The organism is Pseudomonas sp. XWY-1 (genome assembly GCF_002953115.1).
In the GTDB taxonomy this organism is placed as follows: Bacteria; Pseudomonadota; Gammaproteobacteria; order Pseudomonadales; family Pseudomonadaceae; genus Aquipseudomonas; species Aquipseudomonas alloputida.
Genome location: NZ_CP026332.1, coordinates 5,751,594 through 5,777,451, shown reverse-complemented (window position 1 = coordinate 5,777,451; position 25,858 = coordinate 5,751,594). Strand labels below are relative to the sequence as shown.

The 25,858-nt window shown below is 62.4% G+C and carries 22 protein-coding genes; 14 read left to right on the top strand and 8 right to left on the bottom strand.

The window, feature by feature from the left end; all coding sequences use genetic code 11:
* Positions 1 to 167 precede the first annotated feature (167 nt).
* Positions 168 to 398, top strand: a complete 231-nt coding sequence (locus PRJ_RS26985) for a DUF1127 domain-containing protein (RefSeq protein ID WP_003253515.1) — start codon at positions 168 to 170, stop codon at positions 396 to 398.
* A 200-nt stretch (positions 399 to 598) separates the two neighbouring features.
* Here the strand turns inward: PRJ_RS26985 and PRJ_RS26975 are convergent, their stop codons facing one another.
* On the bottom strand, positions 599 to 1,891 hold the full coding sequence (locus PRJ_RS26975) for an FAD-binding oxidoreductase (protein WP_104886907.1): 1,293 nt from the start codon (positions 1,889 to 1,891) through the stop codon (positions 599 to 601).
* Between the two features lie 143 nt (positions 1,892 to 2,034).
* Between PRJ_RS26975 and PRJ_RS26970 the strand changes: the two genes are divergently transcribed.
* Positions 2,035 to 2,388 carry a YkgJ family cysteine cluster protein gene (locus tag PRJ_RS26970; protein ID WP_003253518.1) on the top strand — a complete coding sequence of 118 codons (354 nt, stop codon included), beginning with the start codon at positions 2,035 to 2,037 and terminating at the stop codon, positions 2,386 to 2,388.
* 2 nt (positions 2,389 to 2,390) lie between these two features.
* Here the strand turns inward: PRJ_RS26970 and PRJ_RS26965 are convergent, their stop codons facing one another.
* Positions 2,391 to 2,879: an Lrp/AsnC ligand binding domain-containing protein gene (locus tag PRJ_RS26965; protein WP_003253520.1), complete on the bottom strand. Its 489-nt coding sequence runs from the start codon at positions 2,877 to 2,879 to the stop codon at positions 2,391 to 2,393.
* Positions 2,880 to 3,035: 156 nt separating this feature from the next.
* On the opposite strand from PRJ_RS26965, the gene dadA reads away from it, so the two are divergent.
* The 6 genes from dadA to PRJ_RS26935 all read left to right on the top strand — a co-directional run bounded on the left by dadA (position 3,036) and on the right by PRJ_RS26935 (position 9,879).
* Entirely contained in the window at positions 3,036 to 4,340 is a 1,305-nt protein-coding gene (gene dadA / locus PRJ_RS26960; protein ID WP_014592842.1) for a D-amino acid dehydrogenase, read from the top strand.
* A 127-nt stretch (positions 4,341 to 4,467) separates the two neighbouring features.
* Entirely contained in the window at positions 4,468 to 5,541 is a 1,074-nt protein-coding gene (gene alr, locus PRJ_RS26955) for an alanine racemase (RefSeq protein WP_104962817.1), read from the top strand.
* A gap of 107 nt (positions 5,542 to 5,648) precedes the next feature.
* Positions 5,649 to 6,197 carry a cupin domain-containing protein gene (locus tag PRJ_RS26950; protein WP_003253526.1) on the top strand — a complete coding sequence of 183 codons (549 nt, stop codon included), beginning with the start codon at positions 5,649 to 5,651 and terminating at the stop codon, positions 6,195 to 6,197.
* A 154-nt stretch (positions 6,198 to 6,351) separates the two neighbouring features.
* Positions 6,352 to 6,756 (top strand): cytochrome c5 family protein, encoded by a 405-nt coding sequence (locus PRJ_RS26945; RefSeq protein ID WP_033723760.1) that lies wholly within the window; start codon positions 6,352 to 6,354, stop codon positions 6,754 to 6,756.
* 264 nt (positions 6,757 to 7,020) lie between these two features.
* The gene (locus PRJ_RS26940; protein WP_104962816.1) at positions 7,021 to 7,869 is read left to right on the top strand and encodes an RHS repeat-associated core domain-containing protein; all 849 of its coding nucleotides are present in this window, start codon (positions 7,021 to 7,023) and stop codon (positions 7,867 to 7,869) included.
* A 150-nt stretch (positions 7,870 to 8,019) separates the two neighbouring features.
* Positions 8,020 to 9,879 (top strand): acetyl-CoA hydrolase/transferase C-terminal domain-containing protein, encoded by a 1,860-nt coding sequence (locus PRJ_RS26935; protein ID WP_104962815.1) that lies wholly within the window; start codon positions 8,020 to 8,022, stop codon positions 9,877 to 9,879.
* Between the two features lie 110 nt (positions 9,880 to 9,989).
* Here the strand turns inward: PRJ_RS26935 and PRJ_RS26930 are convergent, their stop codons facing one another.
* A complete protein-coding gene (locus PRJ_RS26930; RefSeq protein ID WP_003253535.1) occupies positions 9,990 to 10,562 on the bottom strand; it encodes a xanthine phosphoribosyltransferase in 573 nt (190 codons plus the stop codon).
* Between the two features lie 111 nt (positions 10,563 to 10,673).
* Complete coding sequence (gene rep, locus PRJ_RS26925; RefSeq protein WP_003253537.1) at positions 10,674 to 12,683, bottom strand: DNA helicase Rep; 2,010 nt, start codon at positions 12,681 to 12,683, stop codon at positions 10,674 to 10,676.
* Positions 12,684 to 12,980: 297 nt separating this feature from the next.
* Between rep and PRJ_RS26920 the strand changes: the two genes are divergently transcribed.
* Positions 12,981 to 14,648 (top strand): bifunctional diguanylate cyclase/phosphodiesterase, encoded by a 1,668-nt coding sequence (locus PRJ_RS26920; protein WP_014592838.1) that lies wholly within the window; start codon positions 12,981 to 12,983, stop codon positions 14,646 to 14,648.
* A 183-nt stretch (positions 14,649 to 14,831) separates the two neighbouring features.
* Here the strand turns inward: PRJ_RS26920 and PRJ_RS26910 are convergent, their stop codons facing one another.
* Positions 14,832 to 16,220 carry a NorM family multidrug efflux MATE transporter gene (locus PRJ_RS26910; protein WP_070096152.1) on the bottom strand — a complete coding sequence of 463 codons (1,389 nt, stop codon included), beginning with the start codon at positions 16,218 to 16,220 and terminating at the stop codon, positions 14,832 to 14,834.
* A gap of 157 nt (positions 16,221 to 16,377) precedes the next feature.
* Between PRJ_RS26910 and PRJ_RS26905 the strand changes: the two genes are divergently transcribed.
* The gene (locus PRJ_RS26905) at positions 16,378 to 17,304 is read left to right on the top strand and encodes a LysR substrate-binding domain-containing protein (RefSeq protein ID WP_014592836.1); all 927 of its coding nucleotides are present in this window, start codon (positions 16,378 to 16,380) and stop codon (positions 17,302 to 17,304) included.
* Positions 17,305 to 17,402: 98 nt separating this feature from the next.
* Here the strand turns inward: PRJ_RS26905 and PRJ_RS26900 are convergent, their stop codons facing one another.
* A complete protein-coding gene (locus PRJ_RS26900) occupies positions 17,403 to 18,797 on the bottom strand; it encodes a VOC family protein (protein WP_019436536.1) in 1,395 nt (464 codons plus the stop codon).
* A gap of 175 nt (positions 18,798 to 18,972) precedes the next feature.
* Positions 18,973 to 19,863, bottom strand: coding sequence for a LysR family transcriptional regulator (locus tag PRJ_RS26895; protein ID WP_104962813.1), 891 nt, complete (start codon positions 19,861 to 19,863; stop codon positions 18,973 to 18,975).
* 135 nt (positions 19,864 to 19,998) lie between these two features.
* Between PRJ_RS26895 and PRJ_RS26890 the strand changes: the two genes are divergently transcribed.
* Both PRJ_RS26890 and PRJ_RS26885 read left to right on the top strand, forming a co-directional pair.
* Entirely contained in the window at positions 19,999 to 21,489 is a 1,491-nt protein-coding gene (locus tag PRJ_RS26890) for an aldehyde dehydrogenase family protein (protein WP_003253547.1), read from the top strand.
* A 157-nt stretch (positions 21,490 to 21,646) separates the two neighbouring features.
* Entirely contained in the window at positions 21,647 to 22,933 is a 1,287-nt protein-coding gene (locus tag PRJ_RS26885; protein ID WP_104962812.1) for an FAD-binding oxidoreductase, read from the top strand.
* 108 nt (positions 22,934 to 23,041) lie between these two features.
* On the opposite strand, the gene PRJ_RS26880 is transcribed toward PRJ_RS26885, so the two are convergent.
* Positions 23,042 to 24,469 (bottom strand): mechanosensitive ion channel family protein, encoded by a 1,428-nt coding sequence (locus PRJ_RS26880; protein ID WP_104962811.1) that lies wholly within the window; start codon positions 24,467 to 24,469, stop codon positions 23,042 to 23,044.
* A 312-nt stretch (positions 24,470 to 24,781) separates the two neighbouring features.
* Here PRJ_RS26880 and ycaC point away from each other — a divergent pair, with 312 nt between their 5' ends.
* Together ycaC and PRJ_RS26870 are read left to right on the top strand one after the other, a co-directional pair.
* Positions 24,782 to 25,411 carry an isochorismate family cysteine hydrolase YcaC gene (ycaC, locus tag PRJ_RS26875; RefSeq protein WP_003253552.1) on the top strand — a complete coding sequence of 210 codons (630 nt, stop codon included), beginning with the start codon at positions 24,782 to 24,784 and terminating at the stop codon, positions 25,409 to 25,411.
* A 117-nt stretch (positions 25,412 to 25,528) separates the two neighbouring features.
* Complete coding sequence (locus PRJ_RS26870; RefSeq protein ID WP_020193757.1) at positions 25,529 to 25,837, top strand: hypothetical protein; 309 nt, start codon at positions 25,529 to 25,531, stop codon at positions 25,835 to 25,837.
* Positions 25,838 to 25,858 lie beyond the last annotated feature (21 nt).

Here is a 25,858-nt window from a genome sequence, read left to right as displayed (position 1 = left end):
GCGCTGCATTGGCATAGCGACCGGTACAGTTGGGCTGAAAATACAGCATTCAGTCGGCCAGCGGCCAATTCTGTATGGGAATAATAAGGCTGTATTGGATCTGTATTGTCGAGGGTGCCGACGCGCATGCTTTCTCCACGGTAACAACTGAACGGGAGGATGCGGTGATGGGTGGCATGAGCGATGTGCGCTTGCAACTGTTGGCCAAGGAACTGGAAGCCGGGCAGCAGGCCAAGGTGTTCAACGCGCCAGAGGGTTTGGGGCGTTGGGGGCTGATGCTGCATCGCTGGCATACCCGCAGGGCGTTGCTGCAGCTGACCGATGACGAGTTGCGCGATGTCGGGCTGAGCTGGGAGCAGGCCCGGATCGAAGGGCGGAAACCCTTCTGGAAGGACTGACACGATGGTCGCAGGAGGGCCTGTTGTGCCCCAGACTTAAAACCTGCACCGACCCTGTGGGAGCGGGCATGCCCGCGAAGCAGAAGTCGCGGAGGATGGCACGGGCTTCGCCCGTGTTCGCGGGCACGCCCGCTCCCACAGGGGGCGCGTCAGCTTTTAGATTTTAAGCAAGACAGTTGCTGCCACAAGGATGGGGACTTTCAGGCCAGCTCTTTCAGGCGATGCCACAGCATCCCCAGCGCCAGCAGTGGCGAGCGCAGGTGCTTGCCGCCAGGGAAGGTGATGTGCGGCACCTTGTTGAAAAGGTCGAAGCGCCCGCTTTCCTGGCCACTGATGGCTTCACCCAGCAGGCGCGCGGCCAGGTGGGTGGCGTTGAGCCCATGGCCCGAGTAGGCCTGGGCGTAATACACGTTCGGCTGGCTGGCCAGGCGGCCAACCTGCGGCAGGCGATTGGCACCAATGCCGATCATGCCGCCCCACTGGTAGTCGATGCGCACGTCGGCAAGCTGCGGGAACACCTTGAGCATCTTCGGCCGCATATAGGCGGCGATGTCCTTCGGGTCGCGGCCTGAATAGTGGCAGGCACCGCCAAACAGCAGGCGGTGGTCGGCGGACAGGCGGTAGTAGTCCAGCGCCACGCGCTGGTCACACACCGCCATATTCTGCGGCAGCAATGCGCGTGCGCGTTCTTCGCCCAGCGGCTCGGTGGCGATGATGTAGCTGCCGGCCGGCAGCACCTTGCCGCCCAGCTCGCGATTGAGGTCGTTGTGGTAGGCGTTGCAGCACAGTACCAGGGTCTTGGCGCGTACCCGGCCTTGGGCGGTATGCACCTGCACTTCAGTGCCATAGTCGATGCGGGTGACTTCGGATTGCTCGAACAACTTCACGCCCAGGCGGGCGGCTGCGGCGGCTTCACCCAGTGCCAGATTGAGCGGATGCAGATGCCCGGAGCCCATGTCGACCAGCCCCCCCACATAGCAGTCGGCACCCACCACGCTGTGGATATCGTCCTTGCCGACCAGCCGCAGCTCATGTGCATAGCCCAGACTGCGCAGCTCCTCAGCGTCTTCGGCAAAGCCCAGCAGCTCGGCGGGTTTGTTGGCCAGGTCGCAGTAGCCCCAGGCCAGGTCGCAGGCGATAGCATGCTTTTCTACCCGCTCGCGCACGATCTGTACGGCCTCCAGGCCCATCAGCTTCATGGTGCGCACGCCTTCTTCGCCGATGACCGGGAGGAACTGCTCCAGACCATGGCCGACCCCTCGGATCAATTGCCCGCCATTGCGCCCACTGGCGCCCCAGCCAAGTTTGCGCGCTTCCAGCAGGATGACCGAGAAACCACGCTCTGCCAGCTCGATGGCGGTGTTCAGGCCCGAGTAGCCGCCGCCGATGATGCACACGTCGGCGTTGTGTTCGCCTTGCAGGTAGGCGTGGTCGGGGTGTGGCGCGCTGCTGGCGGCGTAATAGGAGGCGGCGTGCTGCGCGCTGTGGATCATTGGGGCGGCCCTGAAAAATGGAGGGGGGACGAGGATAAGCTGTGCCATCGCGGCCGGGCAACCAGCGAGGGCTTCATACTCGTTCGCGGGTGAACCCGCGAATAAGCCTATAATCCAATCACTTTGTCAGCTTGTATCCCGTCATGTCCTGCAACCGCCACAAGATCCACTTCCTGCGCGAACTCATCCCCTCTTTCGAGTGCGAGCCCGGCTGCCACGACTGCTGCGGCCCGGTCACCACCTCGGCGGAGGAAATGGCCCGCCTGCCGCGCAAGTCCCAGGCCGAGCAGGACGCTGCTCTGGAGCGTCTGGACTGCGTGCACCTGGGCCCCAACGGCTGCACGGTGTATGAAGAGCGGCCGATGATCTGCCGGCTGTTCGGCACCACCCCGCGCATGGCCTGCCCGCGTGGTCGTGGCCCTGAACCGATGATCGACCCCGCCGCTGAACAGTTGGTCCACCAGTTCATTGCCACCACCCGCCAGGTGCTGGTCTAGCCTCAGTCCGGGATCGGCAGGCAGAGGCTCTCCTTCACCTCTTCCATCACGATGTAGCTCTTCGATTCGCGCACGTGCGGCAGTTTCAGCAGGATGTCGCCGAGCAGCTTGCGGTATGAGGCCATTTCCGAAATACGCGCTTTAACCAGGTAGTCGAAATCACCCGACACCAGGTGGCATTCCAGCACGTGGGGCAGCTTCAAGACCGCGCGGCGGAACTCCTCGAAGGTGTCGCCCGACTTGTAGTCCAGGCTGATTTCCACGAACACCAGCAGGCTGCCCTTGAGGTGCTGCGGGTTCAGGCGGGCGTTGTAGCCCATGATGATGCCCTCGCGCTCCAGGCGGCGAACCCGCTCGGTGCAAGGGGTGGTGGACAGCCCAACTTTCTCGCCCAGTTCGGTGAAGGAGATACGCCCGTCATTCTGCAGGATACGCAGGATGTTGCGGTCGATCTTGTCCAGTTCACGCTTGGTCTGGTGCTGGGTTCTCATAGGGGATGCCCCTCCGTGAAAGGCGATTTTGCCGAGAATTCTCGCCAATAATAGGCTTTTATATAGTGAATTGCACTGGTCTCAAATTCCTATACTGCGCCCATTCATGCCATTTCAATAAAAGTGTGCGGCGCGCCGCGTGTGAGGGATAAAACGATGCGAGTTCTGGTACTTGGTAGCGGTGTAATCGGAACCGCCAGTGCCTATTACCTGGCCCGGCAAGGTTTCGAAGTCACGGTGGTCGACCGCCAGCCGGCGGTGGCCATGGAAACCAGCTTTGCCAACGCCGGCCAGATCTCGCCCGGCTATGCCTCGCCCTGGGCTGCCCCTGGTGTACCGCTCAAAGCCATCAAGTGGCTGCTGGAACGTCACGCTCCCCTGGCCATCAAGCTCACGGGCGATGTCGACCAGTACCTGTGGATGGCACAGATGCTGCGCAACTGCACTGCCAGCCGCTACGCGGTGAACAAGGAGCGCATGGTGCGCCTGTCCGAGTACAGCCGTGACTGCCTCGACGAACTGCGCGCCGAAACCGGCATCAACTACGAAAACCGCAGCCTGGGCACCACCCAGCTGTTCCGCACCCAGGCCCAGGTCGATGCTGCGGCCAAGGACATTGCCGTACTCGAACAGTCCGGTGTGCCCTACGAGCTGCTCGACCGCGACGGCATTGCCCGCGTCGAACCCGCCCTGGCCGGCGTGAAAGATATCCTGGCCGGCGCCCTGCGCCTGCCGAACGACCAGACTGGCGACTGCCAGCTGTTTACCACCAAGCTTGCCGACATGGCGTTGAAGCTGGGCGTGGAGTTCCGCTTCGGCCAGGACATCCAGCGCCTGGACTTCGCGGGTGACCGCATCAATGGCGTGTGGATCGACGGCAAGCTGGAAACGGCAGACCGCTACGTGCTGGCGCTGGGCAGCTACTCGCCACAGATGCTCAAGCCGCTGGGCATCAAGGCTCCGGTGTATCCGCTGAAAGGCTATTCGCTGACCGTGCCGATCACCAACAGCGACATGGCCCCGACTTCGACCATTCTCGACGAGACCTACAAGGTTGCCATCACCCGTTTCGACAACCGCATCCGCGTTGGGGGCATGGCTGAAATCGCTGGTTTTGACCTGTCGCTGAACCCGCGTCGGCGCGAAACGCTGGAGATGATCGTCAACGACCTTTATCCTCGCGGCGGTGACCTGAGCCAGGCCAGCTTCTGGACCGGCTTGCGCCCGGCGACCCCGGACGGCACACCGATCGTGGGTGCCACGGCGTTCCGCAACCTGTTCCTGAACACCGGTCACGGTACCTTGGGCTGGACCATGGCGTGCGGTTCCGGTCGCCTGCTGGCCGACCTGATTGCGCGCAAGAAGCCGCAGATCAGTGCCGAAGGCCTGGATATCTCCCGTTATGGCAACAGCCGGGAAGTGGCCAAGCACGGGCAAAGCGCGCCGGTTCACCAGCAGTAATAGCCTGTGCCGGTCCATTCCACAGGTACACCACAGCTTTTGAACGCTGTGCACTACCTGTGGGAGCGGGCAAGCCCGCGAAGAATCCACCACCGATTTCAACCCGAACCACCATAAGGCAGCCGCCATGCGTCCCGCCCGCGCCCTGATCGACCTCCAGGCCCTGCGCCACAACTACCGTCTGGCCCGTGAACTGACGGGTGCCAAAGCCCTCGCCGTGATCAAGGCCGATGCCTACGGCCACGGCGCCGTGCGCTGCGCCCTGGCCCTGGAGGCCGAAGCCGACGGCTTTGCCGTGGCCTGCATCGAAGAGGCGCTGGAACTGCGCGCCGCCGGTATCAAAGCCCCGGTACTGCTGCTGGAAGGTTTTTTCGAAGCCAGCGAACTGGCGCTGATCGCCGAGCACGACCTGTGGTGCGTGGTGCACTCGCTGTGGCAACTGGACGCCATCGATAAAACCCCGCTGCACAAACCGCTCAACGTCTGGCTGAAGCTGGACAGTGGCATGCACCGCGTTGGCCTGCACCCCAAGGACTACCACGATGCCTACCAGCGACTGCTGGCCAGCGGCAAGGTTTCGCGCATCGTGTTGATGAGCCACTTCGCTCGCGCCGACGAACTGGACGCTGACGCCACCTCCCAGCAGATCGCTGTGTTCGAAGCTGCCCGACAGGGCCTGGCCGCCGAATGCAGCCTGCGTAACTCGCCCGGCGTGCTGGGCTGGCCGCAAGCGCCCAGCGACTGGGTGCGCCCAGGCCTGATGCTGTACGGCGCCACGCCGTTCGAAGTGGCGCAGGCCGAGGCCGCCCGCCTGCAACCGGTGATGACCCTGCAATCGCGGGTGATCAGCGTGCGCGAGCTGCCTGCCGGCGAGCCGGTTGGCTATGGTGCCAAGTTCGTCAGCCCTCGGCCGACCCGCGTGGGTGTGGTCGCCATGGGCTATGCCGATGGCTACCCGCGCCAGGCGCCCAACGGCACCCCGGTGCTGGTCGCTGGCAAGCGCACCCAGCTGATCGGCCGGGTGTCGATGGACATGCTCAGCATCGACCTCACCGACGTACCGCAAGCCACTGTCGGCAGCCCGGTCGAATTCTGGGGCAAGCAGGTGCTGGCCAGTGAAGTGGCCGCGCATGCGGGCACTATTCCCTATCAGATCTTCTGTAACCTGAAGCGGGTACCACGGGACTACATCGGCGAATGAGACGCTGAAGCGGACAGGTTGGGGGCGGTGTGTTGTAAATACTGAACGGCATTGCCATGATATCGTTCACATCCACCCCCCTTTTACCGTTTCAGGAGGCTCCAGCTTTGGACGTCGGCGAACGACTGCAAGCCATCCGCAAGCTCAAGGGCCTGTCGCAGCGCGAACTCGCCAAGCGTGCTGGCGTGACCAACAGCACCATCTCGATGATCGAGAAGAACAGCGTAAGCCCCTCTATCAGCTCGCTGCGCAAAGTGCTGAGCGGCATTCCCATGTCCATGGTCGAATTCTTTTCGGTCGAGCTGGAGCCCCAAAGCCCCACTCAGATCGTCTACAAGGCCCATGAGCTGATTGATATCTCGGACGGTGCGGTGACCATGAAGCTGGTGGGCAAGTCGCACCCCAACCGTGCCATCGCTTTTCTGACCGAGGTGTACCCGCCAGGTGCGGACACCGGTGCCGAGATGCTCACCCACGACGGCGAGGAGACCGGTATCCTGCTTGAAGGCCGCCTGGAGCTGGTGGTCGGCAACGAGATTTTCGTTCTCGAAGAAGGCGACAGCTACTACTTCGAAAGCACCCGCCCGCATCGCTTCCGCAACCCATTCGACCAGCCGGCGCGGCTGATCAGTGCGGCGACGCCTTCAAACTTTTGATCCAGCGCAGTGCATTGAGTCGGCAATACCCCTTTCCTGTGTGGGGTCGTTTCACGGCCTCTGGGTTCCCGCTATACTTTTCAACGCTCGCCGATCCGTGGCCGCGAGCGTGATTAGCCACCATGAGGGTGTTCGCGTGAATCAAATCAAGAAGATGCTGGCCGTACCAGCAGCCGTATTCGCCCTCTGGGCAATGAGCGCAACCGCTGCGACCAATGACGACATCGCCAAGCGCCTGGAGCCGGTTGGCCAGGTGTGCGTCCAGGGCCAGGAGTGCAAAGGCATGGAAGTGGCCGCTGCAGCGGGTGGCGGGGGAGCCAAAACGCCGGATGAAATCATCGCCAAGCACTGCAATGCCTGCCATGGCAGCGGCTTGCTCGGCGCGCCTAAAATTGGTGACACCGCGGCGTGGAAAGAACGCGCCGACCACCAGGGCGGCCTGGACGGCATCCTGGCCAAGGCCATTACTGGCATCAACGCCATGCCGCCAAAGGGCACCTGTGCAGACTGCTCGGATGAAGACCTGAAAGGGGCGATCAAGAAAATGTCCGGGCTGTGATTTACAGCTGAATTGCATGAGGCCCGCCGTTGATGGCGGGCTTTGTTTTTGGGGCGTCTTTACCGGCCCGTTCGCGGCAAAGCCGCTCCTATCGGGCAACGCGATCCCCGTAGGAGTGGCTTTGCCGCGAACGGGCCTGCACAGGCAACCAATCAACGCCGTGACGACATTGAGAGAGATTCTGTACAACTAGCTTTTCTACCAGTTGTATCTACGGATTTTCCGCCGAATACTGGAGCATCTTAAGGTGGTGGGTATGGAACAATGGATTCGGTTCCAGCGGGCGGAAACTGTTCGGAACAAAACGCCGTCAGTCTAAGGCAATCGGCAAGGCTGATTACCGGCAGCTCTCATCAAGGTCTGGGGTATACACCATACGGCTACCAAGCGACCACCCCGAGTCTGCTCGGCTTCAATGGTGACCGCCTGGATCCTGCTTCCGGTTACTATCCACTGGGCAATGGCCATCGATCATTCAGCACATCATTGATGCGGTTCATTAGCCCGGACAGGATGAGTCCCTTCGCAACTGGCGGATTGAATTCGTACGCGTACTGCCTTGGAGATCCCATAAACCGACATGATCCCAGTGGTGAAAATTCGGTTGGTAGGTCCTTCGTTAAACTCTACAGACGTCTCATCCCCAAAAAACTGAACTTGCCTCCCATTGTAAACCAGCTCGCATCAGCGGAGACCGAAACGCATTTCGTTAGTTACCGCAATATCCCAGATGAATACAGAATCAACGTTGTCAAGAAAACTGACAGAGTGTCAGATGATTATGTTTTGATTGGCTTTCATGGTAGCCAGAATAAGCATACGCAGTCGTTGGAGGCTGGAGTGAATGCAAGCCTTTTGAAGCGCGATCTTTTAGGCAAAGGGTTCTATGTATCGACAAATTATAGGCACGCTAACAAGTATGCTGGAAAGGATGGACGGATTTTTGCGGTGTACGGAAGAGGAGTTGAGCGGTGGAGAGTGGGCGTGCAATTTGATCGTCCGAGTCCTGACATTCTGCTGATTAGGCCGCCTACGTTCAGCAATATTATTGTGCGGTCAGAAGTTAGAATGCCGCTTAGGCTTCTCCATCAACTCAACGGCGACACATTCTGACTAGCAAGTTTGGCCAATCGGACCCTGAGACCTCTGTGCTGCATGGAAATGCAACGTTTGCGAGGTGGTGCCTAGCCGATAGAGGCCCGGCAACCAACCTTTAGAATCCATGTCCAACTCCTGAACCCATGGATGTTTCAGGAGGCCCAGATGCACCTCTGCTCCATCGACCAGGCTGTCGAGCAGGTCTTGTCCCGGCTGCCAGCCCATATCCACATGGGCCTGCCTTTGGGCCTGGGCAAACCCAATGCCTTCGTCAACGCGCTTTACGCCCGCGTACGCGAGCTGCCCGAACGGCGCCTGACCATCTACACCGCACTTTCCCTCGGCCGCCCGCCACTGGGCGATGGCCTGCAGCGGCGTTTTCTCGAACCCTTCGTCGAGCGTGTCTTCGCTGACTACGAAGAGCTCAGTTACCTCGCAGACCTGCGCAACGACACGTTGCCACCCAATATTCGGGTCGAACAGTTCTTCATGCAGCCCGGTAGCCTGCTGCACAGCGAATCGGCGCAGCAGAACTACGTCAGCAGCAACTACAGCCACGCCGCACGGGATATCAACGCCAAGGGCCTGAACCTGATCGCCCAGTTGGTGGCCGCCACCCCTGAAAAGCCCGTGCACCTGAGCCTGGCCTGCAACCCAGACATCACCCTCGACCTGCTGCCGATGATCGCCAAGCGCCGCGCTGCTGGCGAAACCATCCTCATGCTGGGCCAGGTGCATGCCGAACTGCCCTACATGCCAGGCGATGCCGAGCTGCCCATCGATGCCTTCGACCTGCTGCTCGACGAAGCCGAGCAACGTCGGCTGTTTTCCACGCCAAACATGCCGGTCGGCATCCAGGACCACTGCATCGGCCTGCACGCCAGCAGCCTGGTACGCGATGGCGGTACGCTGCAGATCGGCATTGGTGCCATGGGCGATGCGGTTGCCGCGGCATTGCTGGCACGTCAGGGCGACAACGCCGGTTACCGTGCGGTGCTCAAGGCGCTGGATGTCGGACCGTGGCAGGCATTGATCGAGCGAGAAGGGGGCCTGGACACCTTTGCCCACGGCCTGTACGGCTGCAGCGAGATGTTCGTCAACGGCCTGCTGGTGCTGGCTGAAGCAGGGCTGCTACGACGCCCGGCGGACGAGCAGGGCGCAATACTGCATGGCGGCTTTTTCCTCGGCCCGCAGGCGTTCTACCAGCGCTTGCGCGAGATGCCGCTGGAGCAGCGCGCGCAGTTTGCCATGACTCGTATCAGCTTCATCAACGAGCTATATGGGCAGGAGGCACTCAAGCGCCGACAACGTCGTGATGCGCGCTTCATCAACACCGCGTTCGGCATGACCCTGCTCGGCGCCGGGGTGGCTGACCAGCTTGAAGACGGCCGCGTGCTCAGTGGCGTGGGCGGGCAGTACAACTTCGTTGCCCAGGGCCATGCGCTGGAGGGCGGGCGTTCGATCTTGCTATTGCGCAGTTGGCGCGAGGCAGGCGGGGAGGTGACCTCGAACCTGTTCTGGACCTATGGCCACTGCACCATTCCCCGGCACCTGCGCGATATCGTGGTGACCGAGTACGGCATTGCGGACTTGCGTGGGCAGACTGACAGCGAGGTGATTGCGCGGTTGTTGGCGGTGAGCGATTCGCGGTTCCAGCCGGGCCTGATCAAGCAGGCAAAAGAAGCTGGCAAGCTTGCCGACGACTTTCAGCTGGAGGCGCACTTTACCGACAATACCCCGCAACGCCTGGAGGCGATCAGGGCACAGCATGCGCGGCTGTTCCCGGAGTATCCGATGGGCACCGACTTTACGGCCGAGGAGCGGGATCTGTTGCGGGCGCTGAACTGGTTGAAGAGTAAGTTCAAGCTGAGCGAGGTGCTGGAGCTGGGCAAGGCCGCGCTGGATGCGCCGGGGCCGGAGGGGTATGAGCGGCATCTGGCGCGGATGGGGCTGGAGGTTCCGCAAGGGTTGAAAGAGGAGCTTTATCAGCGGCTACTGCTGGCAGGCTTACAGGCTACAAGTTAATCGCCTGCGCACACTGGCCCCGTGTAGGAGCGGGTTTACCCGCGAATGCGATATTGAATCTGCCATCGCATTCGCGGGTAAACCCGCTCCTACGCCGGGGCGGTGAGGCCTTATTCGATGAAGCTGACCACACCACCTTCCAGCGACTTCACCCGGGCCAGCGATTCAACGCGGTAGCCCTGGCTGTCCAGTTCGGCACGGCCGCCCTGGAACGACTTCTCGATCACGATACCCAGGCCCGCCACGGTGGCACCTGCCTGCTTGATGATCGAGATCAGCGCCTGCGAGGCTTTGCCGTTGGCCAGGAAGTCGTCGATCACCAGCACGCGGTCGCTGCTGTTGAGGTGACGCGGCGAGATGGCCACGGTGTTCTCGGTCTGCTTGGTGAAGGAATACACCGAGGCGGTCAGCAGGTTCTCGGTCAGGGTCAGCGACTGGTGCTTGCGAGCGAAGATGACCGGCACACCCAGTTTCAGACCGGTCATCACCGCCGGGGCAATGCCCGAGGCTTCGATGGTGACGATCTTGGTCACGCCGGCGTCGGCGAACAGGCGAGCGAACTCGTCACCGATCAGCTGCATCAGCGCGGGATCGATCTGGTGGTTGAGAAACGCGTCGACTTTGAGAACCTGATCGGAAAGCACGATGCCTTCTTCGCGAATCTTCTGATGCAGTGCTTCCACTGTGATTTCCTCGATGTAGATAGTGGTCTGTATGGGCGATCTGTGAGCTCAAATCGGCCATACAAACCACCGTGGCCGCTAAAAGCGGCAAAGTTAAAGAGTAATGGTTGATCAGCGTTTGAGCATTGCCCGGATATCGGCCAGGGCGTTGTTGCCGCGAGCGGCCTTCACCTCGACCGGCGCATCGTCCAGGCCCTCCCAGGCCAGGTCGTCCGGCGGCAGTTCGTCGAGGAACCGGCTGGGCGTGCAGTCGATGATTTCACCGTACTGCTTGCGCTTGGCGGCGAAGGTGAAGGCCAGGGTCTGGCGCGCGCGGGTGATGCCCACGTAGGCCAGGCGGCGTTCCTCTTCGATGGTGTCGGCCTCGATGCTGGAGCGGTGCGGGAGGATTTCCTCTTCCATGCCCATGATGAACACGTAGGGGAATTCCAGGCCCTTGGAGGCATGCAGGGTCATCATCTGAACACCTTCGGCGTTCTCTTCTTCTTCCTGCTGGCGCTCGAGCATGTCGCGCAGCACCAACTTGCCGATGGCGTCTTCGATGGTCATGTCACCCTCTTCGTCCTTCTCGAGGGTGTTTTTCAGCGCTTCCACCAGGAACCAGACGTTGCTGATCCGGAACTCTGCAGCCTTGTCGCTGGCGGTCTGCTGGCGGATCCAGTTTTCGTAGTCGATGTCGCGGATCATTTCGTGCAACGCGGCAATCGGGTCTTCCAGGGCAACCTTGTGGCGCACCCCATCCAGCCAGTGCTTGAAGCGCTGCAAACGCTCGGTGTAGCGGGCGTCCAGGTGCTCACCCAGGCCCAGTTCCTCGCTGGCGGCGTACATCGAAATGCCGCGCTCGGTGGCGTAGTTGCCGAGCTTTTCCAGGGTGGTGGAGCCGATTTCCCGGCGCGGTACGTTGATTACCCGCAAATAGGCGTTGTCGTCGTCCGGGTTCACCAGCAAGCGCAGGTAGGCCATCAGGTCCTTGACCTCCTGGCGGCCGAAGAAACTGTTGCCACCCGACAGGCGATACGGCACCTGGTGATGCTGCAGCTTCAGCTCGATCAGCTTGGCCTGGTAGTTGCCGCGGTAGAGGATGGCGAAGTCGCTGTACGGGCGGTTGGTGCGCAGGTGCAAGGTGAGGATTTCCATGGCCACGCGTTCGGCCTCGGCTTCCTCGTTCTTGCAGCGGATCACGCGGATCTCGTCGCCCACGCCCATTTCGCTCCACAGCTGCTTTTCGAACGCATGCGGATTGTTGGCGATCAACACGTTGGCGCAGCGCAGGATGCGGCTGGTGGAGCGGTAGTTCTGCTCGAGCATGACGATCTTCAGGGAGGGGTAGTCCTCCTTGAGCAGCATCAGGTTCTCAGGGCGTGCGCCGCGCCAGGCGTAGATCGACTGGTCGTCGTCGCCCACCACGGTGAACTGGTTGCGCATGCCGATCAGCATCTTCACCAGCAGGTACTGGCTGGCGTTGGTGTCCTGGTATTCGTCCACCAGCAGGTAGCGCACGCGGTTCTGCCAGCGCTCCAGCACCTCGGGGTGTTCCTGGAACAGCTTGACCGGCTGCAGGATCAGGTCGTCGAAGTCCACCGCGTTGAACGCCTTGAGCGTGCGCTGATAGTGGGTGTAGACGATGGCGGCGGTCTGCTCGCGCGGGTTGCGCGCCTTTTCCAGGGCTTCTGGCGGCAGGACCAGGTCGTTCTTCCAGGCACCGATCATGTTCTTGATCTCGTCGATGCCGTCGTCGCCGGAGTATTCCTTCTGCATGATGTCCGACAGCAACGCCTTGATGTCGGACTCGTCGAAGATCGAGAAACCCGGTTTGTAGCCCAGGCGCTCGTGTTCCTTGCGGATGATGTTCAGGCCCAGGTTGTGGAACGTACACACGGTCAGGCCACGGCCTTCCCCCGGGCGCAGCAAGGTGGCGACCCGCTCCTTCATCTCGCGCGCAGCCTTGTTGGTGAAGGTCATCGCCACGATGTACTGGGCGCGGATGCCGCAGTTCTGGATGAGGTGGGCAATCTTGCGCGTGATCACGCTGGTCTTGCCCGAACCTGCACCGGCGAGCACCAAAAGAGGGCCGCCGACATAGTCACGGGCTTCCTGCTGCCGGGGATTGAGTCGGGACATGCTAGAAACCGGGGGTCGCCAGAAAATAGCCGCGCATTCTAACAGGCATGGGGCCGTTGTGGCGCGACCGTCTGACGTCTGAGTCAGACTTTTGTCCGCCTAATTATTAGTGTCACTAATGCTAGTAGCTGAAAAAATCATATTTGCCGGTTTGACTCGTTTCGCGCAGGATGCACGACAAAATACGTCGGAATGCTACGCTCGAAAAAACCATGTATAAAAGTGAAAATCATTTTCATTGAATGCAGTAGCATCCCCTCCAGATCTCGTTGCACCGTCAAGCCCTAAGGAGCCCGCTTGTCCACGCCTGTCGAACCTTTGCGTTTGCTGCTGTTGGCCGATGAGCCGGAATGGGCTGCCTCGTTGCACGCGTGCATGCCCGCACTGGGTGGCAGCGCCGTGCTATTGACTGCGCCAAACTGGGAGGCGGTCGACAGCCTGTTCAGCCATGATCGCCAGGCCGTCGTGCTGGCAACGCCAGGCTTGCAGCCTGCCCCCGGGCGTTGCGAGCTGCCGACCATCCTGCTGCTTGACCACGAGCCTGAGGCCGCGCCCAGCGCTGTCAGCGACTGGCTGGTGCGCGACCAGCTCAACGCCGATACTCTGCGCCGCTCACTGCGTCATGTGCGAGAGCGCGGGGTGCTGGTCGCCACCTTGCAGCGCCTTGCCGAGCAGGACCCGCTGACCGGCATCGCCAACCGCCAGGGCTTCCAGGCTTTGCTCAATGCACGCCTGGCCGAAAACGAAGGCCGTGGTGTTGCGCTTGGCCACCTGGACCTGGACAACTTCCGCCACGTCAACGACGCCCTGGGCCACCAGAGCGGTGACCGGTTGATCCTGCAGGTGGTGGCACGGCTGAAGCATCAGCTGGAGGCGGGTGACCAGCTGGCACGTCTGGGTAGCGACGAGTTCGCCCTGCTGATCGACACCCGTCGTGATGCCAACCGCGCCGAATGGATTGCCGAACGCATCGTCGAGGCCTTGGCCGAGCCCTACTGGATCGACGGCGAGAGCCTGCTGCTGGGCTGCAGCCTGGGCCTTGCACATGCTCGCGCGCAGAGCGGCGCCGATCCGTTGATGTGGCACGCGCACATCGCCATGCGTCAGGCCAAGGGCAGCCAGGGCTGCACCTTCCATGTGTTCAACGAACGCATCAACCGCAACGCACGCAGCCTTGCCGACCTGGAAAGCGAGTTGCGCCGCGCCCTGCGCCGCGACGAACTGGAGCTGCACTATCAGCCCCGGCTGAACCTGGCTGACGGGCGCATTGTTGGCCTGGAGGCGCTGGTGCGCTGGCGCCATGCCGAACGCGGGCTGCTGCCGCCTAGCGAGTTCGTGCCACTGGCCGAGCAGAGCGGCCTGATCGTGCCCTTGGGTTATTGGGTTATTTCCCGTGCCCTGCGTGACATGCAGGCATTGTGCGAGCGTGGCCTGGAACCGCTGCACATGGCGGTCAACCTGAGTTTCCGTCAGTTCCAGGACAGCCAGCTACTGGCCACGTTGAGTCGCCTGATCCTTGAGCACGGTGTGGATGCCCGCTGGCTTGAGTTCGAGCTGACCGAGACGGCGGTGATGCGCCGCAACGAGGTGGTGCGCCAGACCATGGACGCGCTGGGCCGCCTGGGCGTGCGCTTCTCGCTCGATGATTTCGGCACCGGGTTTTCTTCGTTCGTGCACCTCAACAGCCTGCCGATCACCTTGCTCAAGGTGGACCGCAGCTTTGTTGCGGAAATGGAAATGCGCGAAGAGAATCGCAAGCTGGTACACGCCATGATCAACCTGGCGCACAACCTCAACCTCGAGGTGGTGGCCGAGGGTGTGGAGAGTGAAGAGCAACTGGCGTTGCTGCGTGGGTTTGGTTGCGACCAGGTGCAAGGCTTCCTGGTCAGCAAACCGCTACCGATAGGGGAATTGATGGCGTATTTGCTGCAGGCGCCCGGACGCCAGTTGGAGGCCGTCCTGTAGGAGCGGGTTTACCCGCGAATACGGTGGTGGCGGCAACGGTGAACGTCTGGTGGAGATTGGCCAGCAGGCCCGGCCCATTCGCGGGTAAACCCGCTCCTACACACTGATCTGCGGTGGACACACACACCGGGGTTGGACACAGGCCGTTGTAGGAGCGGGTTTACCCGCGAAGAGGCCCCCACGTCAGGCCGAAGCCGTCGCCTTCCCGGTAGCCCAAGCCTTCCCCAACAACCGCTTCATCCGCCACTCAAAGCCAAACGTCAGCGCCACCGCCGCACATGCCAGCCCCAGCGCCAGCCCCCACCAGATCCCTACTGCACCACCGCCTAGGGTAAAGGTGAACAACCAGGCGCTCGGCGCCCCCACCAGCCAGTAGCACACCAGCCCGATCAGGAAGGTGGTCTTGGCGTCTTTCAGGCCACGGATCGAGCCCATGGCAATCGTCTGCATGCCGTCGAACAGTTCGAACCACGCCGCCACCATCAACAACTGCACGGCCACCTGGAAGATCGCGGCAAAGGCCGGGTCATTACGGTCGATGAACAGCCCTACCAGTGCTTCGGGCAGCAGCAGGAACAGCGCGGCGAAGGCAAACATGATCATGGCCCCAAACCCTATGCCCACCCGCCCGGCGCTGCGCGCCGCCAGCAGGTTGCCAGCGCCGTAGTACAGGCCGACGCGCATGGTCACCGCATAGGACAAGCCAGTCGGCACCATGAATGCCGTGGACACGATCTGCAGGGCAATCTGGTGCGCCGCCAGCTCGGTGCTGCCCAGCACGCCCATGCACAGCGCGGCGAATGCGAACAGGCCCACTTCCACCATGTAGGTACCGCCAATCGGCAGGCCCAGCCGCCACAGCTCGCGCAGGGCCGCCAGTGATGGGCGTGACAGGCCCTTGCGCAGCGGGTAGGCGGTATAGGCCGGGTGCCAGCGGATATACAACGCCAAGGCAGCGGCCATGCCCATCGACACCACTGCAGTGACCAGACCGATACCCATCAGGCCCAGCTTGGGCAGGCCGAACATGCCTTCGATCAGTGCCACGTTGAACAGGTAGTTGAGCACCGTGCCGAACAAACTGATGACCATCACCGGGGTCGAGCGACCCAGCGCGCTGGTGAAGCCACGCAAGGCCATGAAGGTCAGATAACCGGGCAGGGCCAGTGGCAGCAGGGTGAGAAATTCGGCGGCCGAGGCCACGTTCTCGGGCTTCTGCCCGAAAAGCAGCAGCACAGGTTCAAGATTCCACAACACCAGCGCGGCGAACAGCGCCAAGGCCCAGGCCAGCCACAGGCCGTTCTGCGCCAGTCGGGTGGCGCCTTCGATGTCGTTGGCACCCTTGCGAATGGCCACCAGCGTGCCGACGGCGGCGATCACGCCCAGGCAGAAGATCGACACGAACGAATAGCTGGCTGCCCCCAGGCCACCCCCCGCCAAAGCCTGAGGGCTGATGCGGGCCATCATCAGGGTGTCGGTCAGCACCATCAGCATGTGCGCCAACTGCGAGGCAATCAGCGGCCCGGCCAGGCGCAGCAAAGCCTTGAGTTCTGTGGTGGGCGCGACGTGCATGGGGGCAGTCCTTCATTCTGGGGTGATCAACGAAGGGCGATTCTGAGGCTTCGGTCAACTTTGCACAAAAGGATAAATGCGATAGTTGGCATGAGTTGAACTCATGTATATAGGTTTCTCGGGGATTTGCCTCACACGCCCATATTGCAGGTGCCTCATGCCACGCCAGCTACCACCGCTGTATGCCCTGCGCGCATTCGAAGCTGCCGCGCGGCTAAGCTCCTTCACCCGTGCGGGCGAAGAGCTGTCCATCACCCAAAGCGCCATCAGCCGGCATATCCGTACGCTGGAGGAGCATTTTGCCTGCCGCCTGTTCGTGCGCAGTGGCCGCAGCCTGCAACTTACCGAAGCGGGGCGGGTACTGCTGCCGGGCGTGCGCGAGGGCTTCGCGGCGTTTGAGCGGGCCTGTGAAACCTTGTGCGGTGAAGACGACATATTGCGCATGAAAGCCCCCTCGACCCTGACCATGCGCTGGTTGCTGGCGTGCCTTAGCCGCTTTCGGCATCTGCAGCCGGGCAATGAAGTGCAGCTGACCAGCGCCTGGATGGATGTCGACCATGTGGATTTCAACCAGGAGCCGTTCGATTGCGCGGTGTTGCTCAGCGACGGGGTATTCCCGCCGGAGTGGGAGGTGCGCAAGCTGTTCCCTGAGCTACTGATCCCGGTCGGCGCGCCGGACCTGCTCGACGAGGAGCCCTGGGATGTTTGCAGGCTGGCCTCTGTCGAACTGCTGCACCCCACGGTGGACAAGCGTGACTGGCGGGAATGGCTGGAGCGGATGGGGCTTGGCGACCAGGTGTCGCTCAAGGGCGGCCAGGTGTTCGATACCCTGGAGCTGGGCATGATTGCCGCGGCGCGTGGCTACGGGATATCCATGGGCGACCTGCTGATGGTGGCCGAAGATGTGGCGCAGAAGCGCTTGAGCCTGCCATGGCCGACGGCGGTGCCCAGCGGCATGGATTACTACCTGGTGTGGCCGCGCACCCGGCGAGGCGGCGAGCGGTTGCGGCGGTTGAGTGCGTTCCTGGAAGGCGAGGTGGCGGCAATGGATTTGCCGGATGTGGAAATCCTGCCGCCTCTTTGATCACCTGCACCGGCCTCTTCGCGGGCTCGCCCGCTTCCACAGGTCGTATGCCCTGTACCTGTGGGAGCGGGCAAGCCCGCGAAGAGGCCGGTACAGATTTACATCGAGCCCAGGTTCAACGCCTGTGCACAGGCCTGCAGCGACCGGCGCTCGCTTTGCGCATACAGCGCCAGCTCATCCTGTACCTGCAACCCCAGCGCCGCTTCGAACGCTTCGCGGTTGGCGTTGCTGCCGTATTCGGCCTGCGCATCGTCACCCAGGTTGGACTGGAAGATCCCCGCCGCACTCACCGGCAGGAAGTCCTCGTACACCAGCGCCTCGAAGTGCACGTGGCCCGCGTCGATCAAGCCTTGCAGGGTGGTCGGGCGGCCTTCCTGGTCGCGTGCGGCCAGGCCTTTCTCGGTGGCGAAGTAGCGGAAGTACGCCAAGCCCTGTTCACGCATCTGCGCCAGGTCATCCGGGAACTCGGCAAAGTTTGCCTGTAGCAGCGCCATGTAACGCTCGGCATTGGCTTCGGCTGGAGCGCCACCCAGCGCAGCGCGGGTAGCGTCGAGCAACTTGTCGTAAAGCTGGCGACCTTTCGGCGTCAGTGCCGCGCCGCGTTGCTCGATTTCGCCAAAGCGCGCGGTGTGGCTGCCTTCGCGGCCTTGCTGGTCGCGGAAGGCGACCGTTTCCTGCAGGGCCTTGAAGCTGGTCTGGCGCAGCAGGATCGGGTGGCGGCGGGTGGGTGGGCCTTCAACCACGGCCTTCGGCGGGATGCCCTTGGCAGGCATGCCGAGCTGGATTGCATCGATATCCAGGGTACGCGGGGTCAGGTGGTTGATGTGCGGGCCCTTGAAGGCCACCACATCGGCGATCAGGCGGTGTTGGTCGTGCAGCTGCTGGTATTGCTCGGCAGTGACGGTAGCGTCCTGGTGCCAGCGGAAGGTGTGCAGCGCTTCCTGCACGAACGTCTCTGCATCCGCGGCGTCAAGGCCACCTTCGCGCTCACACTGGGCGATCAGTTCGAGGGCGCGGGAGGTGAAGATCTGGCGCTTGGCCAGGATGCCCTGTGCCAGCTCGCGCAACTGCGGGTTGTCGATCAACTCCAGGCGCAGCAGCGAGGTGAACACACGGAACGGGCTGACATGCAGAGATTGCTCGTGCACCGCGCGGAAGGCAGTGGAATGCACCGGTACGCCAGCGGAGCTGAGGTCATAGTAGCCGACCGGCTGCATGCCCATGACGGCGAACAGGCGGGCGATGGTGGCCAGTTCTTCGGCGGTGCCGACGCGGATGGCGCCGTGACGTTCCTGGTCCAGGCGCTCGATCTCGCCGGTCCAGCGCAGGGCCTCTGCTACTTCGGGTTGCTGGGCCATGACCTGCTGGTTGATTTCGCTCACCAGCTCCAGCAGCGTGCCGTACAGCGGCACTTCCTGTTTGTACATGAGCGACATGGCGGCAGAGAACTGCGCGCGGATGCTGTCTGGGCTGACGAAATCGTTGGCGGGCATCGCTAGCTTCCTGGTTGGGTTCGGACGCTTACATGAAAGCTGGGAATGCACTTTGCTCACAAGCGAAAAAAAGTGAGTGTGTCATTCCTTTTTTGATCGACCTCGACGGCCCTTTCGCGGCTAAAACCGCGCCTACGCGGTCCCCGTAGGAGCGGCTTTAGCCGCGAAGAGGCCGTCAAACCTGCAACTGCTCGCCAATCCATTCCACCAGCGCCCGCACCTTTGGCACCTCTGCCGCATGTTCGGCGTACGCCAGGTAATGCGCCCCGGCACTGCGCATCGCATGGTTCCACGGCACCACCAGGCTACCGTCGGCCAGTTCCTTCGCCGCCAGGTAGCGCGGCACCAGCGCTACCCCGCACCCGGCCTGTGCTGCGCTCAACGCCATATAGAACGTATCGAAGCGCGGCCCGTGGTAGGCGCTGACGCTCTGCAGGTCCTGCTCCAGGAACCACTCATGCCAGGCCTCCGGCCGAGAGGTGCTTTGCAGCAGCACCAGCTCGGCCAGCTCCTCGGCACCGGCCAGCTTGCGCCCGGCCAGCAGCTCTGGCGCGCACACCGGCACCACCTCTTCGCGGAACAACTCCACGCAAGTGGCCCCCGGCCAGGTGCCCTGGCCATAGAAGAACACCACGTCAGCCGAGCCTTGCAGCAGGGCGAACGGCTCCATTTCGTTGCGAATGTCCAGGTGGATATTGCTGTGCCGTTTGCCAAACCCCTTCAGGTGCGGGATCAACCAGCGCACGCCAAAACTCGGTTGAGTGGCTACCTTCAATATCTCGGTCTGCTCGCCGTAGGTGAGTACGTAGCGGCTGGACATGTCCACCTGGGTCAGGATTTTGTTGACCTCGGCCAGGTACAGGCTGCCGGCTGGCGTAAGCTGCAAGCGCCGGCGAATGCGCAGGAACAGGTGGTGGCGCAGCATGTCTTCCAGCTGTGCCACCTGCTTGCTGACCGCGCTCTGGGTCAGGTGCAGTTCTTCAGCGGCACGGGTAAAACTCAGATGGCGGGCTGCAGCTTCAAAGCACTGCAGGGCGGTCATGGAGGGTACCAGGCGTTTTGACATAGCGGTCTCTGCGGCTCAAATCATTACCTGACGGAATGATATGCGGAATAAAGGTCGTTTGTTGTACCTATGTGATCGGATTAATACTGATCCACATCATTTTTCCACCCCATCACCGATGTAGGAGATGCACAAATGGTTGCTGGATTGCTCGAGCGCCTTGGCGTTGCCGCCGAGGCTTACACCCAGGGCGACTACCCTGTTCACACGCCGATCGACGGCAGCCAGATCGCCTCGGTGAAACTGCTCGGCAAGGCCGAGACCATCGCCCGCATCGATCAGGCCCAGAGCGCCTTCGAAGCCTGGCGCAGTGTGCCTGCTCCGCGCCGTGGCGAACTGGTGCGCCTGTTCGGCGAAGTGCTGCGTGAGCACAAGGCCGACCTCGGCGAGCTGGTCTCGATCGAAGCCGGCAAGATCACCCAGGAAGGCCTGGGCGAAGTGCAGGAAATGATCGACATCTGCGACTTCGCCGTTGGCCTGTCGCGCCAGCTGTACGGCCTGACCATCGCTTCCGAGCGCCCGGGCCACCACATGCGTGAAACCTGGCACCCGCTGGGTGTGGTCGGCGTGATCAGCGCCTTCAACTTCCCGGTTGCCGTGTGGGCCTGGAACACCGCCCTGGCCCTGGTGGCCGGCAACTCGGTGGTATGGAAACCGTCCGAGAAGACTCCGCTGACCGCCCTGGCCTGCCAGGCGCTGTTCGAAAAAGCCCTGAAAGCCTTCGGCGATGCTCCGGCTGGCTTGGCACAACTGGTGATCGGCGGTCGTGAAGCTGGCGAAGCCATGGTCGACGACCCGCGCGTACCGCTGGTCAGCGCCACTGGCAGCACCCGCATGGGTCGCGAAGTCGGCCCACGCGTTGCTGCCCGCTTCGGCCGCAGCATCCTGGAACTGGGCGGCAACAACGCCATGATCCTGGCCCCGAGCGCCGACCTGGACCTGGCCGTGCGCGGCATCCTGTTCTCGGCTGTCGGCACTGCCGGCCAGCGTTGCACCACCCTGCGCCGCCTGATCGTGCACCGTTCGATCAAGGACGAAGTGGTTGCCCGCGTCAAAGCCGCCTACGGCAAAGTGCGCATCGGCGACCCACGTAAAGACAACCTGGTCGGCCCGCTGATCGACAAGCAGTCGTTCGATGCCATGCAGGGCGCACTGGCCAAGGCCCGCGACGAAGGTGGCCAGGTATTCGGTGGTGAGCGTCAGCTGGCCGACCAGTACCCGAACGCCTACTACGTTTCGCCAGCCATTGCTGAAATGCCGGCGCAAAGTGACGTGGTGCGCCACGAAACCTTCGCACCGATCCTGTACGTGCTGGCCTACGACGACTTCGAGGAGGCCCTGCGCCTGAACAACGAAGTGCCACAAGGCCTGTCGTCGTGCATTTTCACCACCGACATCCGTGAAGCCGAGCGCTTCCAGAGTGCTTCGGGCAGCGACTGCGGCATCGCCAACGTCAACATCGGTACCAGCGGCGCCGAGATTGGCGGTGCGTTTGGTGGCGAGAAGGAAACCGGCGGTGGCCGTGAGTCTGGCTCGGATGCCTGGAAAGGCTACATGCGTCGCCAGACCAACACCGTGAACTACTCGCGCGAGCTGCCACTGGCGCAGGGTATCGTGTTCGACTGATGGATTGATGCTGCATGGCCGGGGGCCTGGCCCCCGGTTCGCGGGTAGACCCGCTCCTACAGGGTTCGTCCAAGCGACACCGACCCCTGTAGGAGCGGGTTTACCCGCGAAAGGGCCGCCCTGCGGCCCCAACAAGAACAAATTGCTGGAGCCGGCCATGTCCGAACTGCGTCAACAATGCTTGTGGGAACACGTCAGCAAACCGACCGTCGCCGCCCAGGCCCTGGCCGGTGAGCACAAGGCCGATGTCTGTGTGATCGGCGGCGGCATTACCGGCCTGTCGGCGGCCATCCACCTGCTCGAACAGGGCAAGTCGGTGATCGTGCTGGAGGCCTGGAAGATCGGCCACGGTGGCTCCGGGCGCAACGTCGGCCTGGTCAACGCCGGCACGTGGATCCGACCCGACGACGTCGAGGCCACCCTTGGCCAGAAGCAGGGCAGCCGCCTGAACAAGGTGCTTGGCGAAGCCCCGGCTGAAGTGTTCGCCATGATCGAACGCCTCGGCATCGACTGCCAGGCCCAGCACAAAGGCACACTGCACATGGCGCACAACGCCACCGGTATCGCCGACCTCGAAGCGCGTCACGAACAATGGCGCCGCCGAGGTGCCGACGTCGAGCTGCTGACCGGTGCCCAGTGCCAGGAATACTGCGGTACCGACAAGATTTCCGCTGCGCTGCTTGATCGCCGTGCCGGCACTATCAACCCCATGGGCTACACCCAGGGCCTGGCGGCTGCCGTGGCGCGCCTGGGCGGCAAAATTTTCCAGCAGTCTTCGGTCGAAGGCCTGGAGCGTGAAGGTGATGGCTGGCGGGTGAAGACCGCGCGTGGCGCTGTGCGCGCCGATAAAGTGGTGATTTCCACCGGCGCCTACACCGAAGGCGACTGGAGCAACCTGCAGAAGCAGTTCTTCCGCGGCTATTACTATCAGGTAGCCTCCAAACCGCTGCAGGGCACTGCAGCCGACAAGGTGCTGCCACATGGCCAAGGTTCGTGGGACACCCGCACCGTGCTCAGCAGCATCCGCCGCGACGATCAGGGCCGACTGCTGCTCGGCAGCCTGGGCCGGGTCGACAACAAGCCAGCCTGGTTCGTGCGCAGCTGGGCCGATCGCATCCAGAGCCACTATTACCCGGAGCTGGGCAAGGTCGAGTGGGAAATGCACTGGACTGGCTGCATCGACTTCACCCCTGACCACCTGATGCGCCTGTTCGAGCCGGCGCCTGGGTTGGTGGCGGTGACTGGGTACAACGGGCGCGGTAACACAACCGGCACAGTGATTGGCCGGGCGTTTGCCGAGTTCCTGCTCAAGGGCGAGGCGGACAGCCTGCCGATTCCGTTTTCGCCGATGAGCGGTGTGAGCGCGCCTTCGCTGCGCACGGCGTTCTATGAGTCCGGTTTTTCGCTGTACCACGCGGGGCAGTGCCTGAGGGTTGTGTTGTAAGTACTGGCCTCTTCGCGGGTAAACCCGCTCCTACAGGTTCACCACAGCCCTCTCAGGCGGTGCACAACTTGTAGGAGCGGGTTTACCCGCGAAGAGGCCAGCACAGGCTCACTTGTGCAACCAACTCAGGAAGCCACCTTTCTTGATCAGGGCCGGCTTCTGCAACAACAACGATTCCCGGCTCTGCCGCCGGAACCGCTGCAATTTGCTCAACGCCGTCTGCACTTCGCCACGCTGCTGCAAACAGCTCTTCACTTGTTCCTTGTCGATCCGGTACAGCACGCAACTGGTCAGCGTGCGGAATTCGGCCAGCGAATCTTCTTCGTCGATGATCCCCTCGATCCCCAGCACCTCACCCGGCCCCATGCGCCCGGCTTCCAACAGTTTGTCTCCGTCGCGCACCGAGGCCGACACCACACCGCTGCCAATCACCAGCAGATGATCGGAATGCTCGCCCACCTCCAGGATCACCTGGTCCGCCAGGTACTCGACTGCAGTCATGCGCTGGCTCAACGCATCGCGCTCTTCATCACTTAGCGAGCGGAACACTCGCACCTCATCCAGCACCTCGCGCTGGCGGCTGCGCGGCGGCACGGCCAGGTCGACGTTCCACATCACCCCGCTGGCCTCCAGGTGCCGGTGCGCCAGGTCGAACAGCTGGTTACGTGCATCGCCCTTGGCGCCCGCATCGGCCACGAAGCCGCTGGCCTCGTACTCCACCGACTCCAGTGTCGAGGCCTTTACCGTCACCTTCGGCTTCGGGGTCGCAAGGATGGCACTGACGCCCTGCAAGGCTTTTTCCAGCGCATCGAACACACGCTTTGGCCGCACCTTGGCCGGGACCACCACGCTGATCGATACCCCGTGCACATCGGCCGGGCGACTGTGGTTGAGCAGCCGCGCCTTGGCCGCTACCGAGTTGGGGATCACCGCCAGGCTGCCGGTACCGGTCAGCAGGCGCGTGGCGCGCCAGTCGATATCCAGGACCTTGCCTTCGGTGCCGTCGATGGAGATTGAGTCGCCAATCTGATAGGGCCGCGTGGTGTTCAGCACGATGCCGCTGAAGACGTCAGCCAGTGTGCTCTGCAGCGCCAGGCCGATGACGATGGCCATTACCCCGGAGGTGGCCAGCAGGCCCTTCACCGGCAGTTGCAGCACATAGCCTGCGGCCGCGACCACGGCGGCGAGGAAGATCAACGCCCCCAGCACATCCTGCAGCAAGCGCCCACCATGGCTGCCACGGGCCACCAGCAACAGGCCGAATACCACGGTTACCGTGCGCGCACCGAACAGCCACCAGCCGATGGCCAATACCGTGGCCATCAGGTTGCGCGAGACATCGTCGGGCCACGGCGGTGGTTGCAGCGGGCTCATGCCAGCGGCCATCAGCACTGAGCTGAACAGCAGGAAGATCACCAGGCGCGCGCTGATGCGCCAGGCATGGCGCTGAATGGGGATCAGTTGCCAAAGCACGAGGTCGAGCAGGATCAGGGCGCAACCGAGCAACAACGGGGACGACTGGATGAACGCCAGCATGGTGATCTCGGGGGTGAGGGGAGGGCTGTGGGTAGTAATAGAGCAGGTTTTCCGGGCAGGCAATGCAAGCCTGTGCTGGCCCCTTCGCGACTTGCCCGTTCCCACAGTTAAAGCGCTGGTTTTGAATCTTGTGCGATCCCTGTGGGAGCCCGCGAAGAGGCCAGCAAAACCAACGCCAATCTATCGTTCCTAAAACAGAACGCTAAAGGCAAAAACCGCTATCTACCGCTCCAAAGGTGGTGGTTTTAATCTTCTCCCATCAACGCGAAACACCCAACTTACTGAACATCAAAACCCTTAGGAGCTACCCCCATGACCCACTTCAAATACAACCGCCTGAACAAAGACGACGCCGCTGTACTGCTGGTCGACCACCAGGCGGGCCTGCTGTCCCTGGTGCGCGACATCGAGCCGGACGCGTTCAAGAACAACGTGCTGGCCCTGGCCGACCTGGCCAAGTTCTTCAACCTGCCGACCATTCTTACCACCAGCTTCGAGCAAGGCCCCAACGGCCCACTGGTGCCAGAACTGAAAGCCCTGTTCCCGGACGCCCCGTACATTGCCCGCCCTGGCCAGATCAACGCCTGGGACAACGAAGACTTCGTCAAGGCGGTGAAGGCCACTGGCAAGAAGCAACTGATCATCGCCGGCGTTGTGACTGAAGTGTGCGTAGCTTTCCCGGCCCTGTCGGCCCTGGAAGAAGAGTTCGACGTGTTCGTGGTCACTGATGCCTCCGGTACCTTCAACGCCATGACCCGCGACGCCGCCCACGACCGCATGAGCCAGGCAGGTGCGCAACTGATGACCTGGTTCGGCGTGGCCTGTGAGCTGCACCGCGACTGGCGCAACGACATTGAAGGCCTGGCCGCGCTGTGCTCCAACCACATCCCCGACTACCGCAACCTGATGACCAGCTACAACGCCTTCAACGCCAACAAGTAAGCGCAAACGCCGCGGGCACCGCCAATCGGTGCCCGCCCAGGGCAGCACACCTATCCAATCCAGCGCCCGTCCGCCGTTGCACAGTGGATGCGGGCAAGCTCATCCCAAGGAACGCCGATGAACACCGCACTCCATGACAACCGCGAAGTGGTGACCGTATGCCTGCAACACAAGGTGCTTGATGGCTCGCCGGGCACCCCGGCAGCGCAACCGCCGCGCTGGAAGCAGGCACTGCTGACCTACCTGGTGATCTGCCCGATGACCATGGTCATCCCGCAACTGCTGGCGCCGCTGTTTGCGCGCTTCCCGCAGCTGGGCGGCGTGATTACCGGCAACCTGATCGTCAACCTGTTCGTCATCCTGCCCGTGGTGTTCTACATCATGCCTTGGGTAACCCGCCGCTGCGCCAACTGGCTGCGCGGCTGAGCCGACGCCTTCATCTCGACA

What these genes read in the sequence shown, in the direction of transcription:
- PRJ_RS26880 (WP_104962811.1), bottom strand. Translation starts at nt 24,469, where the DNA reads ATGCTGGCGTTCATCCAGTCGTCCCCGTTGTTGCTCGGTTGCGCCCTG.
- PRJ_RS26910 (WP_070096152.1), bottom strand. Translation starts at nt 16,220, where the DNA reads ATGCACGTCGCGCCCACCACAGAACTCAAGGCTTTGCTGCGCCTGGCC.
- rep (WP_003253537.1), bottom strand. Translation starts at nt 12,683, where the DNA reads ATGTCCCGACTCAATCCCCGGCAGCAGGAAGCCCGTGACTATGTCGGC.
- PRJ_RS26900 (WP_019436536.1), bottom strand. Translation starts at nt 18,797, where the DNA reads ATGCCCGCCAACGATTTCGTCAGCCCAGACAGCATCCGCGCGCAGTTC.
- PRJ_RS26945 (WP_033723760.1), top strand. Translation starts at nt 6,352, where the DNA reads ATGCTGGCCGTACCAGCAGCCGTATTCGCCCTCTGGGCAATGAGCGCA.
- alr (WP_104962817.1), top strand. Translation starts at nt 4,468, where the DNA reads ATGCGTCCCGCCCGCGCCCTGATCGACCTCCAGGCCCTGCGCCACAAC.
- PRJ_RS26985 (WP_003253515.1), top strand. Translation starts at nt 168, where the DNA reads ATGGGTGGCATGAGCGATGTGCGCTTGCAACTGTTGGCCAAGGAACTG.
- dadA (WP_014592842.1), top strand. Translation starts at nt 3,036, where the DNA reads ATGCGAGTTCTGGTACTTGGTAGCGGTGTAATCGGAACCGCCAGTGCC.
- PRJ_RS26870 (WP_020193757.1), top strand. Translation starts at nt 25,529, where the DNA reads ATGAACACCGCACTCCATGACAACCGCGAAGTGGTGACCGTATGCCTG.
- PRJ_RS26965 (WP_003253520.1), bottom strand. Translation starts at nt 2,879, where the DNA reads ATGAGAACCCAGCACCAGACCAAGCGTGAACTGGACAAGATCGACCGC.
- PRJ_RS26885 (WP_104962812.1), top strand. Translation starts at nt 21,647, where the DNA reads ATGTCCGAACTGCGTCAACAATGCTTGTGGGAACACGTCAGCAAACCG.
- ycaC (WP_003253552.1), top strand. Translation starts at nt 24,782, where the DNA reads ATGACCCACTTCAAATACAACCGCCTGAACAAAGACGACGCCGCTGTA.
- PRJ_RS26890 (WP_003253547.1), top strand. Translation starts at nt 19,999, where the DNA reads ATGGTTGCTGGATTGCTCGAGCGCCTTGGCGTTGCCGCCGAGGCTTAC.
- PRJ_RS26975 (WP_104886907.1), bottom strand. Translation starts at nt 1,891, where the DNA reads ATGATCCACAGCGCGCAGCACGCCGCCTCCTATTACGCCGCCAGCAGC.
- PRJ_RS26970 (WP_003253518.1), top strand. Translation starts at nt 2,035, where the DNA reads ATGTCCTGCAACCGCCACAAGATCCACTTCCTGCGCGAACTCATCCCC.
- PRJ_RS26940 (WP_104962816.1), top strand. Translation starts at nt 7,021, where the DNA reads ATGGATTCGGTTCCAGCGGGCGGAAACTGTTCGGAACAAAACGCCGTC.
- PRJ_RS26905 (WP_014592836.1), top strand. Translation starts at nt 16,378, where the DNA reads ATGCCACGCCAGCTACCACCGCTGTATGCCCTGCGCGCATTCGAAGCT.
- PRJ_RS26935 (WP_104962815.1), top strand. Translation starts at nt 8,020, where the DNA reads ATGCACCTCTGCTCCATCGACCAGGCTGTCGAGCAGGTCTTGTCCCGG.
- PRJ_RS26895 (WP_104962813.1), bottom strand. Translation starts at nt 19,863, where the DNA reads ATGTCAAAACGCCTGGTACCCTCCATGACCGCCCTGCAGTGCTTTGAA.